Here is an 11,414-nt window from a genome sequence, read left to right as displayed (position 1 = left end):
CTCCCGGATCCGTCCGGGAGAGCCCACGGCGCTGTTCAGGCCTTCGGCTGGCTGCTGGGAATGTCGTCCAATGAGCGTCGTCCGCCCGGAGGGCGGGGCCGGCGGGGCTTGGTGCGTGCGATCGCAAGGCGGAGGAGGGAGTCCATGCGGTGGGGGCACCTCCCAGCGGTAGCTGGGGGGAGGGAATTTGACGACACGACCTAGGGCCACGGCCGGGCCGGCGGCATGCCCGCCGCCCCGGAGGGCCTGGTCCTGACGGCCAGGACCTGGTTGACGCCGATACGGTTCTGCTCGAAGGACAGCGCGCTGGCGGCCATGTACAGCCGCCACACCCGCGCCCGTCCGGCACCGGTGAGCCGCACCGCCTCCTGCCAGTGGTCCTCCAGATTGCGCACCCAGGCCCGCAGCGTCAGCGCGTAGTGCTCCCGCAGCGCCTCGACGTCCCGCACCTCGAATCCGGCCTCCTCCAGCCGGGAGACGGTCGAGCCGACCGGCGCGAGCTCGCCGTCCGGGAAGACGTACCGGTCGATGAACTCGTCGACGTGGTACGCCTCCTCGTCCGCCCAGGGGCGGCGGGCGATCTGGTGGTTGAGCAGCCGGCCGCCCGGCCGCAGCAGGCCGTAGAGGTGGGCGGCGTACTCGCGGTACAGGTCGCGGCCGACGTGCTCCGCCATGCCGATCGACGAGATCGCGTCGTACGGGCCGTCCGCGACCGCCCGGTAGTCCTGGACACGGATGTCGATGCGATCGGTGAGCCCGGCCTCCGCGACGCGCTTGCGGGCGTACGCGGCCTGCTCGGTGGAGAGCGTGATGCCGACGGCGCGCACCCCGTAGTGCTCGGCGGCATGCAGCACCATCGAGCCCCAGCCGCAGCCGACGTCCAGCAGCGTCTGGTCGGGCCGGAGCGCCAACTTGCGGCAGACCAGGTCGAGTTTGGCGTACTGGGCCTCTTCGAGGGTGGTCTCGGGGTGCTCCCAGTAGGCGCAGGAGTAGACCATCGACGGGCCGAGGACACGCTCGTAGAAGTCGTTGCCGACGTCGTAGTGGTGACTGATGGCCTGCTTGTCGCGGCCCGGGCTGTGCAGCGGGCCGAACCGGCGGCGGGCCTCCTCGGGCGGCGGCGACGGTGGCAGCCCCGGCCCGGCGAGCACGAGGGCCTCGCGGGCCAACCGATAGGTGTGCGGGTTGCGCAACAGGTCCACCGCGCGGCGGAAACCGCCGGGGTGCGGTGCGCCGTCCTCGTCGGTGTCCCAGACGATGCCGGCGATCAGGTCCAGCGCCTCGTACAGATCGCCTTCGATGTCCAGGTCGCCGGCGACCCAGGCGCGGGCCAGTCCCAGCTCACCGGGCTTCCACAGCAGCCGGCGCAGCGCCCGGCGCCGCCGCATGACGAGCATGGGGGCGTCCGGGGGTCCGGCCTCGCTTCCGTCCCAGGCGCGGATGCGCAGCGGGAACGGTTCTCGTAGGGCTTTTTCAGCAAGGTCGCGCATGCGACGGGCCGCATCTGCCATGCGTACGAGCGTACGACGGACGGCCGTCGACGCGAGTGATTTTCCGGCCCAACCACCCGGGCGTCCCCGGGGGGTACGCCGAAGGGGCGCCCGCACCACGGATGGCGGACGCCCCTTCGGCCTTACGTTCGTGCGACCGGGCCTGCCGGACCGGTGTGACTCGTCGTCAGGAAGCCTTGGCCTTCTCGGCTGCCTCGGCGGTGGCCGCGTTCGCCGGGACGGCCGCCTTCGCGGGGGCCGGCGCCGGACGGGCCGCCTCGTAGAACTCCTCGCGGGGGTTCTCCATGGCGCCGAGCGAGACGACCTCGCGCTTGAGGAACATCGCGAGCGTCCAGTCGGCGAAGACCCGGATCTTGCGGTTCCAGGTCGGGACGGCCATGCCGTGGTAGCCACGGTGCATGTACCAGGCCAGCCGGCCCTTGAGCTTGATCTTGGTCTTGCCGACCACGATCATCGCCACGCCCTTGTGCAGACCGAGACCGGCGACTGCGCCCTTGTTGGCGTGGGCGTAGGTCTGCTGCGGGAAGCCGCGCATCCCCGAGACCACGTTGTCGCCGAGGACCTTGGCCTGGCGCAGCGCGTGCTGGGCGTTCGGCGGGCACCAGGCGTTCTCGACGCCGGCCTTGCGGGCGGCGATGTCCGGGACCTGGGCGTTGTCGCCCGCGGCCCAGATGTAGTCGGTGCCCTGTACCTGGAGCTTCTCCGAGGTGTCCACGTGGCCGCGCGGGCCGAGCGGGAGACCGAAGCGGGCGAGCGCCGGGTTCGGCTTGACGCCCGCGGTCCACACGATCGTGGAGGCGTCGACCTCCAGACCGTTGGCGAGCACCACGTGCTTGTCGACACAGGACTTCATCGACGTGCTGAGGTAGACCTCGATACCGCGCTCGCGCAGGTGCTCAAGGCCCCACTCGCCGAGCTGCGGGCCGACCTCGGGGAGGATCTTGTCGGCGGCGTCGACGAGGATGAAGCGCATGTCCTCGCGCTTGACGTTCGGGTAGTACTTGGCGGCGTCGCGGGCCATGTCCTCGACCTCGCCTATGGTCTCCGCGCCGGCGAAGCCACCGCCGACGAAGACGAAGGTCAGCGCCTTGCGGCGGACGTCCTCGTCCGTCGTGGAGTCGGCCTTGTCGAGCTGCTCGAGGACGTGGTTGCGCAGGCCGATGGCCTCCTCGACGCCCTTCATACCGATGCCGTTCTCGGCCAGGCCGGGGATCGGGAAGGTACGGGAGACCGCGCCGAGCGCAATGATCAGGTAGTCGAAGGGCAGCTCGTAGGTCTCACCCACGAGCGGCTGGATCGACGCGACCTTGCGGTCCTGATCGATGTTCATCACGCGGCCGGTGAGCACCTCCGCACCGGGCAGCACGCGTCGGAGCGGGACGACGACATGGCGCGGGGAGATGCTGCCGGCGGCAGCTTCGGGAAGGAAGGGCTGGTACGTCATGTACGAGCGCGGGTCGACGACAGTGACCGTCGCCTCGCCGTACCGCATCTTCTTCATGATGCGGCGCGCCGCGTACAGGCCGACGTATCCGCCGCCTACTACGAGGATCCGTGGACGCTCCGAAGTGCTCATGGTTCGAGTATCCAGCACCTGATGGGGGGGTGCTCGTGAGCCCCTTCACAAGGTCCTGGACACCCTCTGCTACACTTCCCGGCCGCGTGACCAGGCCCACAGCCCCCAGAGGGAACCTGAGACCCGGACGGGCCGTTGAGCGCACCATCTGATCAGCGAAGATCGGCGCCCTTTGGGCATGTGTCCAAGGGGCTGTAACACCGCGGAAACACCGCGCCACAAGGGTTCCGAGGGGTCCCGGGCCCCACGGCCTTGGAAAACTGGGCCGTAGGACCGGAACTTCATGTGAAGAGTTTCACAAACTTCGTGCTACGCGATGCTCCAGGCGATGCCGTCGAGGATGTCGTGCTCGCTCACGACGACCTCCTGGGCCCCGATCCGCTCCATGATCTGGAGCAGCACGAGCGCTCCCGCGCCGATCACGTCGACCCGTCCCGGGTGCATCACGGGGATGGCCGCGCGCTCCGCGTGGGTGGCCGCGAGGAGCTGTCCGGTGATCTCCCTGACCTGCTCCAGGGAGATCCGTGAATGGTGGATCGCGGACGAGTCGTACTCCGTCAGACCCAGCGCGACGGCCGCGACCGTGGTGACGGAGCCGGCCAGTCCGACGAGGGTGCGGGCCTGCTCCAGCGGGACGGAGGCGGCCGCCTCGTCGAGCGCGGCGTTGATGTCGGCCTTGATGGCGGTGATCCGGCCGAGCGTCGGCGGGTCGATGATCGTGCCGTCGTCGGCGGTCAGGTGCCGTTCGGTCATCCGCACACAGCCGATGTCGACCGAGCGGGCCGCGAGCACGCTGTCGTCGCCGACCACGAACTCGGTCGAGCCGCCGCCGATGTCGACCACGAGGTAGGGCTTCGCGTGGCCGTCGTGACCCGTCAGCTCCTTGGTGGCGCCGGTGAAGGAGAACTCGGCCTCCTGGTCACCGCTGATCACCTCGGGCTCGACGCCCAGGATGTCCACCACACCGCGGACGAAGTCCGCGCGGTTCTCGGCGTCGCGCGAGGCGGACGTCGCCACGAAGCGCAGCCGCTCCGCCCCGAGTTCCTTGATGACGGCGGCGTACTCACGGCAGGCCGCGAAGGTCCGCTCCAGCGCCTCGGGCGCCAGCCGTCCGGTGCGGTCCACGCCCTGCCCGAGCCGGACGATCGTCATCCGCCGGTCGAGGTCCTCGATCTCACCCGTGACCGGGTCGGCGTCGGCGACGAGCAGCCGGATGGAGTTGGTACCGCAGTCGATGGCCGCAACGCGTGTCACTTCTGCACCTCGTCGGTGGTCGCGGTGGCGCAGCCGCCGCTGACACAGGGGCCCTTGCGCCACCAGTCGGGCAGCATCGCGATGGCCTCGTCGCCCAGCGGGTTGACCCCGGGGCCGGCGGCGAGCGAGTGACCGACCAGGACGTGCAGGCACTTCACCCGGTCGGGCATGCCGCCCGCGCTCGGGAAGCCCTCCAGCACCTCGATGGCGTCCCGGCGGGTGATGTAGTCGTCGTGCGCGGCCCGGTACGCGGCGGCCAGCTCCGGGTCCTCGGCGAGCCGGGCCGTCATCTCCTTCATGACGCCGTCGGCCTCCAGGGTCCCGATGGCGGACGCGGCGCGCGGGCACGTCAGGTAGTACAGCGTCGGGAACGGCGTACCGTCCTCCAGCCGCGGCTGGGTCTCGACCACGTCCGGCTGTCCGCACGGGCAGCGGTGGGCGATGGCCCGCAGGCCGCGCGGCGGGCGGCCCAGCTGCTCCTTGAACGCGGCGATGTCGGCCTCGGTCGGCGTGGTGCGGGGGGTGGGCGCGGGGTGATCTGTCATGAGCCGTTCTCGATCGTGGAAGGTCAGCGGCGGGCGGTGCCCGGCTACCGCCGGGGGGTCCCGGCGGCGTCGGCGTGGTCGACGCTGTCCCAGAAATTGTCGTACCAGGGGCGGTGCGCGGCGGCCTCGTCCGAGGACCGGCGGCCGGCGGGGTCGCTGTCGGGGGCGCCGCTCGGGGTCGGGCTCACCACCGTATAGCCGGTCTCACCGGGCAGCATGAAGTGCAGCCGCTTGCGGGCCTGGGTCTTCACGTACTCGTTGTCCTGCCAGCGGGCCTTCTCCTCGCGCAGCTGCTCGACGCGCTGCTTGGCCTGCTGGGCCTCCTTGCGCTGGTCGGCGATGTCCGAGCGCTGGGCGATGTACTGCCGCATCGGATAGGCGAGAGCGACGATCAGCGCACAGAGCACGAGCGCCAGCAGCGCGGCCCGCCCGGTGAGCTTGCTGCGCCGGGGGGCGGGGCGCCTGGTCGCCGCGCGGTAGACGCGGGCCTGCGCCTCCTGGCCGATCGCCTTCAGCCGCGCCGCGGTGGAGAACCGATCCGCCCCCACGCCGTCTCCCCTCGTCCGCACGTACCTACGTCCCCGGCCACGGTACGGGACCGGGCGCGGGGACGTAGGTCAGACGTGCGGGCGGTGCCGCCGATCAGCCCTCGGGCCGGCCGGGTCAGCCCTTGAAGCGGGGGAACGCGGAACGGCCGGCGTAGACCGCCGCGTCGTCCAGGATCTCCTCGATGCGCAGGAGCTGGTTGTACTTGGCGACGCGCTCGGAGCGGGCCGGGGCGCCGGTCTTGATCTGGCCGCAGTTGGTGGCGACGGCGAGGTCGGCGATGGTGACGTCCTCGGTCTCACCGGAGCGGTGCGACATCATGCACTTGAAGCCGTTGCGCTGGGCCAGCTCGACCGCGTCGAGGGTCTCGGTGAGCGAGCCGATCTGGTTGACCTTGACGAGCAGCGCGTTGGCCGAGCCCTCGTCGATACCGCGCTGCAGGCGCTCCGGGTTGGTGACGAAGAGGTCGTCGCCGACGATCTGGACCTTGTCGCCGAGCTTGGCGGTGAGAGCCTTCCAGCCCTCCCAGTCCTCCTCGTTCAGCGGGTCCTCGATGGAGACCAGCGGGTACGCGGCGACCAGCTCGGCGTAGTAGTCCGAGAGCTCGCCGGCGGAGATCTTCTTGCCCTCGAAGTCGTACGAACCGTCCTCGTTGTGGAACTCGGAGGCGGCGACGTCGAGCGCGAGCGCGATGTCCTGGCCCGGCTGGTAGCCGGCCTTCTTGATGGCCTCGACGATGAGGTCGAGCGCCTCGCGGTTGGAGTCGAGGTTCGGCGCGAAGCCGCCCTCGTCGCCCAGGCCGGTGGACAGCCCGCGCTCCTTCAGCACGCCCTTCAGCGTGTGGTAGACCTCGGCGCCCCAGCGCAGGGCCTCGGAGAAGGACTCGGCACCGATCGGCGCGATCATGAACTCCTGGATGTCCACGTTCGAGTCGGCGTGCGACCCGCCGTTCAGGATGTTCATCATCGGGACCGGCAGCACGTGCGCGTTCGGGCCGCCGAGGTAGCGGAAGAGCGGCAGGTCGGACGCCTCGGAGGCGGCGTGCGCGACGGCGAGCGAGACGCCGAGGATGGCGTTGGCGCCGAGCGAGGACTTGTCCGGGGTGGCGTCCAGGTCGAACATCGCCTGGTCGATCAGCCGCTGCTCGGTGGCGTCGTAGCCGACCAGCTCCGGGCCGATCTGCTCGATGACGGCGAGAACGGCCTTCTCGACGCCCTTGCCCATGTAGCGGCTCTTGTCACCGTCGCGAAGCTCCAGGGCCTCGAAGGCTCCGGTCGAGGCACCGGACGGCACGGCCGCACGGCCGGTGCTGCCGTCGTCGAGGCCGACCTCGACCTCGACGGTGGGGTTGCCTCGTGAGTCGAGGATTTCCCGGGCTACGACGACGTCGATGGACGGCACGAGTGTCTCCTTCAGGCTGTGTACAGCTGATGCGTGTCTCTCTGCTCTTGCGGCACGAGCCTAACCGCCCGGGGAGGGTAGACCAGTCGATCGGCCGACTCATGAGACGAAAAAGGGCCCAAAGGCTGACAACAGGTGACCAACGGCGCCTTACGCCGCGGTGGCCGACGCCAAAACCCCGGCCCGGCACGCTCGGGGGGAGTGCGTGCCTGGCCGGGGAGTCTTGGGGTAGGGCTATCGGTCTCAGCTGAGGTGCAGCTGCTGGCCCGGGTAGATCAGGTCGGCGTCGCTGACGATGCTCTTGTTCAGCTCGAACAGCTTCTCCCAGCCGCCGGCGACGTGGTGCGCCTGGGCGATCTCGGAAAGGCTGTCGCCGGTGACGACCTTGTACTCGCCGTTGCCCTGCTGGACCGGGGCGGCCTTCTTGGTCTCGGCCGGCTTGGCGGCGGGCTTGGTCTTCTTGACCGGGGCGCGGTTCTCGGACTTGCCGCGGCTGGCGGTGTCCGAGGTGTCGCGCGAGGTGGTGCTCTTCGACGGGGTGCTCTTCGTCGAGGAACCGGTGTTCACGTCGGCGGCCGGGCCACCGGCGGTCAGGTTGCCGGCGCCGGCGCAGGCCCAGGCACCCGGGCCCTGCAGGGCGAGCAGCTTCTCGGCTACCGCGATCTGCTGGTCCTTGGTGGCGAGGTCGGCACGGGCGGCGTACGCGGTGCCGCCGGCGGCTTCCCAGCTGGACTGCGAGAACTGCAGGCCGCCGTAGTAGCCGTTACCGGTGTTGATCGACCAGTTGCCGCCGGACTCGCACTGGGCGACAGCGTCCCAGGTGGCGACCGAAGCGGCGGAGGCGCCGGTGGCACCCAGCAGCGGAACGGCGATCGCGGCGGTGGTGACACCGGCAATCGCGGCAATTCGGGTGAACTTGGACGGGCGACGGTGCTTAGCCATGGTTGTTCATCCTCACCGACGCCTACGAGGTCAGCTGTCGGGTTCGGGCGTGAGTTGCCCGGCTGCGCGGCTCTCGCCGTGCTGCTTCACCCCAAGCCGGTCCGTCCCCCACGAGTTCGGGGCCGGGCCGGCGGAAGACCTTGGGTCCCCCGCTCCTGCCTACGGCGCTTTCGCGTCGACTGTTCCCGTCGGTCGGCGGCAGGACTCGGCGATCCTGACCGGCGGGGCCCGCTGTGGCGAGCAGTACGACGTTAAACACACGATCCCGGCGAGGACAAACATCCCGGGGTCGTACAGCAACTCCCCCATCCGGCTGAGCGGACCCACAGAACCGCAGGTCGGAAGGGAGAAAAGCGGCGCAGTGCGAGCGAGCCGTCACAGCCGCCACGGAGACCCTTGTCACAAGGTCCGGGGTGCCGGGATCGTGTTGAGCGGTCTCAGAAGCTCAAGTCCAGGTGCTGCCCAGGGAGAATCAGGTCGGGATTGTCCCCAACAATCTGGTCATTTGCCCCATAAAGCGCCTTCCATCCACCCTGCAGATGATGGTCGGCGGCGATGTCGCAGAGGTTGTCGCCCGGCACGACGACGTAGTCGCCGTTGGCCGCCACGTCGCCCTGACCGGTGTTCTGATCACCGTTCAGACCGTCGGCGGTACCCGCGGACCGGTCGGCGTCGCGCGAGGCGCGGTCGGTGCTCTGCCCGTCGGAGGAGTCCGGCGATCCGGGCTTCGCGTGCTTGCCCGGGCTCTTGCCCGCGGCTCCCGGCGTGGTGTCCGCCAGGTCCGAGGAGGGGCTCGGGGCGGTCGGCGTGGTGGCCGGCGTGGTGCCGTCCGAAGGATCGGCCGTCGGGTCGGTCGTCGGAGTGCCGGTCGGCGTCGACGGAGTCGTCGGCGTGGTGGACGCCGGAGGAGTCGTCGGCGTCGTGGGCGCCGCGGGTGTCGTCGGCGTCGTGGTGGGCGCCGTCGGCTTCGTGGTGACCAGCGGGGGCAGGATCGAGCCCGGGTCGATCTTCGGCGGCGCTCCGCCGGTCACGAGTCCCGCGGGTCCCGAGCAACCGGGCCAGGCGTCCGGCCCGAGTTCCTTGAGCAGCGTCTCGGCCACGGCTATCTGCTGCGAGCGGCTCGCCAGGTCGGGGCGCTCGGCGTAGACCGTGCCGCCGTACTGCTCCCAGGTGTCCTCGGTGATGGACAGACCACCGTAGAAGCCGTTGCCGGGGTTGGCACTCCACATGCCGCCGCTCTCACATACCGCCACCTTGTCCCAGACCGTGGCATCGGCCGCCTGCGCGGCGCCTGCACCGAGCAACGGGAGTGCGATCCCCGCTCCGGTCGCCGCGACCACCACGATGGCGGTCGGGGCCTGGCGCGGTCGGCGGTGTCTGCCGTTCCCGGACTTCAGCATGCGGTCACCCTTCTCCAAAAAACATCGACTACGGTCCTGCGTCATCTTCGAGAAGCCTGCGATGACCGCAGAACGTAGCGGTGTTGACCATCGCATCACAAGTCGGTGTAGCGGGCATCACGTTGAGGTCACGGTCGATTTCAGCCCTTACCTCTTGTACGGGACATTTTTGACGTCCCGTCAGGGATTAACGGTGTGAAAGGCTGGACTCAGGACGTCGATTCGAGGATTCCGGTTTCGGGGGTGAAACCCACCGGCAGCGTCCGCAGCCCGCGCATGATGAGGCCGCCGCGCCACCGCAGATCGTCCGGCTCGGCCGCCAGCCGCAGGTCCGGGAGCCGGGTCAGCAGCGTCGCGAGCGCGGACTGCGCCTCCAGGCGGGCCAGCGGGGCGCCCAGGCAGTAGTGGATGCCGTGCCCGTAGCCGACGTGCTGGTTGTCGCGGCGCGCCAGGTCCAACGTGTCGGGTCCGTCGAACCGGTCGGGGTCGCGGTCGGCCGCCGCCAGCACCACCAGCACCGGCTCGCCCTCCCCGATCCGCTGCCCGCCGATCGTCAGCGACTGCGTCGCGAACCGCCACGTCGCCAGCTCGACCGGCCCGTCGTACCGCAGCAGTTCCTCCACCGCGGTCTCCAGGAGGTCCGTCTCACCACGGGCGATGGACGCCTGGAGCTGGGCGCGTTGCTCGGGATGGCGCAGCAGCGTGTAGACGCCGTTGCCGATGAGGTTGACGGTGGTCTCGAAACCGGCGAAGAGCAGGATGAAGGCCATCGCGGCGGCCTCGTTCTCCGACAGGTGCTCACCGTGGTCGCTCGCCTTGATGAGCCCGGAGATCAGATCGTCGCCGGGGTCCGCGCGCTTGCGGTGGATCAGCTCCAGCAGATACGCCCGCATCTTCTTCACCGACCGGGCGACGCCGCCGCGCGGGCCGCCGCCGTGGCGGATCATCATGCCCGCCCAGTCCCGGAAGTCGTCCTGGTCCTCGGGCGGGACGCCCAGCAGATCGCAGATCGTGTAGATGGGGAGCGGGAACGCGAACTCGTGGATGAGGTCCGCCTCCGACTTCACCGCGCCCGCCTCGTCCACCTGCAGACCGCCGATGAGCCGGTCGGTCAGCTCCTGCACCCGCGGTGCGAACTCCGCGATCCGGCGCGGGGTGAACGCCTTGGAGACGAGCCGCCGCAGCCGGGTGTGGTCCGGCGGATCGATGTTCAGCAGGTGCGTCATCAGATCCGCGCCGCGCTCGCCGGGGATGCCCACCTTGTTCTTGGCGTTGGCGCCCTCGCTGTGATGACCCCGGTTCTTGCTGAGCCGCGCGTCCGCCAGCGCCTGCCGCGCGTCCGCGTACCGCGTCACCAGCCAGGCGTCGACGCCGCTGGGGAGCGTGGTCCTGTGCACCGGCGAGTGCTCGCGCAGCCAGGCGTACGCCGGGTACGGATCGGCGGCGAACTCCCAGGTGAAGAGGGTGGGGGCGGGAGGGGTGGCGGGGGTGGGCGCGGGGGTTGCGGCAGTCTCGTCAGGCACCCCCTGACGCTAGCGCGTCCCGGCAGAGCCGATCGGCGAGCCGGGTCGTCTGCGGCAGCCGGTACTCCGGCGCCAGCGCGAGGACGTGCCGGCACGCGGTGTCCAGGTCGATGCGGTGCCCTGTCGACACATAGACCGGTTTGACGCCCCGCTGGGTGCGCAGCACGCGGCCCACGGTCTCCCCGTCGTCGACGAGCGGTACGAACGCCCCGCGTTCCGGGCCCAGCGCGGCCGGGTCGTGGCGTCCGGTGAACGGTGTCTTCGCGACCCCGGCGGTCGGAATGCCGGTGATCACCCCGAGGTGGCAGGCGAGGCCGAACCGCCGGGGGTGCGCCAGCCCGTGACCGTCGCAGACCAGCAGATCCGGGACGGTGCTCAGCTTGCGCAGCGCCTCGACCAGGGCGGGCAGCTCGCGGAACGCGAACAGCCCCGGGACATAAGGGAACGAGGTCTCGGCGACGGCTGTCGCCTGCTCCACCGGCGCGAGCGTCCGCGCGTCCAGTACGACGACGGCCGCGGCCACCCGGTCGCCCGTGCCGTTCCCGTCGCCCGCGTACGCGACGTCCAGCCCGGCGACGAAGCGCGGCTCGCGCGGGCCTGGCCCGCGATGGTCCGCCCGCGCCCGCAGCCGGTCCTGGATCTCCAGCGCCTGCGCCTCACCGGCGGGCCACTCGTGCGGCACATCAATCTGCATGGCAGAACGCTACGTTGCGGCC

Annotated in this window: 10 protein-coding genes and 1 riboswitch; all 10 genes read right to left on the bottom strand. The window is 70.5% G+C overall.

The window, feature by feature from the left end:
• Nucleotides 1-200: 200 nt before the first annotated feature.
• The 10 genes from O3W51_RS05690 to O3W51_RS05645 all read right to left on the bottom strand — a co-directional run bounded on the left by O3W51_RS05690 (nt 201) and on the right by O3W51_RS05645 (nt 11,392).
• Entirely contained in the window at nt 201-1,511 is a 1,311-nt protein-coding gene (locus tag O3W51_RS05690) for an SAM-dependent methyltransferase (protein ID WP_138356101.1), read from the bottom strand.
• Between the two features lie 166 nt (nt 1,512-1,677).
• Nucleotides 1,678-3,087, bottom strand: a complete 1,410-nt coding sequence (locus O3W51_RS05685) for an NAD(P)/FAD-dependent oxidoreductase (protein WP_138356100.1) — start codon at nt 3,085-3,087, stop codon at nt 1,678-1,680.
• Nucleotides 3,088-3,396: 309 nt separating this feature from the next.
• Nucleotides 3,397-4,341 (bottom strand): Ppx/GppA phosphatase family protein, encoded by a 945-nt coding sequence (locus tag O3W51_RS05680; RefSeq protein WP_138356099.1) that lies wholly within the window; start codon nt 4,339-4,341, stop codon nt 3,397-3,399.
• Complete coding sequence (locus O3W51_RS05675; RefSeq protein WP_138356098.1) at nt 4,338-4,886, bottom strand: DUF501 domain-containing protein; 549 nt, start codon at nt 4,884-4,886, stop codon at nt 4,338-4,340. Before O3W51_RS05675 ends, O3W51_RS05680 begins: the two co-directional genes overlap by 4 nt.
• Nucleotides 4,887-4,930: 44 nt before the next feature.
• Nucleotides 4,931-5,434, bottom strand: coding sequence for an FtsB family cell division protein (locus tag O3W51_RS05670; protein ID WP_138356097.1), 504 nt, complete (start codon nt 5,432-5,434; stop codon nt 4,931-4,933).
• 115 nt (nt 5,435-5,549) lie between these two features.
• Nucleotides 5,550-6,833 carry a phosphopyruvate hydratase gene (gene eno, locus O3W51_RS05665; protein ID WP_138356096.1) on the bottom strand — a complete coding sequence of 428 codons (1,284 nt, stop codon included), beginning with the start codon at nt 6,831-6,833 and terminating at the stop codon, nt 5,550-5,552.
• Between the two features lie 243 nt (nt 6,834-7,076).
• Nucleotides 7,077-7,775 carry a LysM peptidoglycan-binding domain-containing protein gene (locus O3W51_RS05660; RefSeq protein ID WP_164296790.1) on the bottom strand — a complete coding sequence of 233 codons (699 nt, stop codon included), beginning with the start codon at nt 7,773-7,775 and terminating at the stop codon, nt 7,077-7,079.
• A 4-nt stretch (nt 7,776-7,779) separates the two neighbouring features.
• A riboswitch (cyclic di-AMP (ydaO/yuaA leader) is annotated at nt 7,780-7,952 on the bottom strand.
• A 260-nt stretch (nt 7,953-8,212) separates the two neighbouring features.
• Nucleotides 8,213-9,175 (bottom strand): LysM peptidoglycan-binding domain-containing protein, encoded by a 963-nt coding sequence (locus O3W51_RS05655; protein ID WP_187144899.1) that lies wholly within the window; start codon nt 9,173-9,175, stop codon nt 8,213-8,215.
• Nucleotides 9,176-9,384: 209 nt separating this feature from the next.
• A complete protein-coding gene (locus tag O3W51_RS05650) occupies nt 9,385-10,698 on the bottom strand; it encodes a cytochrome P450 family protein (protein WP_269284231.1) in 1,314 nt (437 codons plus the stop codon).
• Nucleotides 10,691-11,392, bottom strand: coding sequence for an endonuclease V (locus tag O3W51_RS05645; RefSeq protein WP_138356093.1), 702 nt, complete (start codon nt 11,390-11,392; stop codon nt 10,691-10,693). Before O3W51_RS05645 ends, O3W51_RS05650 begins: the two co-directional genes overlap by 8 nt.
• Nucleotides 11,393-11,414 lie beyond the last annotated feature (22 nt).

The organism is Streptomyces sp. H39-C1, assembly GCF_027158125.1.
GTDB lineage: Bacteria > Actinomycetota > Actinomycetes > Streptomycetales > Streptomycetaceae > Actinacidiphila > Actinacidiphila fildesensis.
The sequence above is the reverse complement of the archived record's forward strand: the minus strand, read 5'-3'. Positions and strand labels throughout refer to the sequence as shown.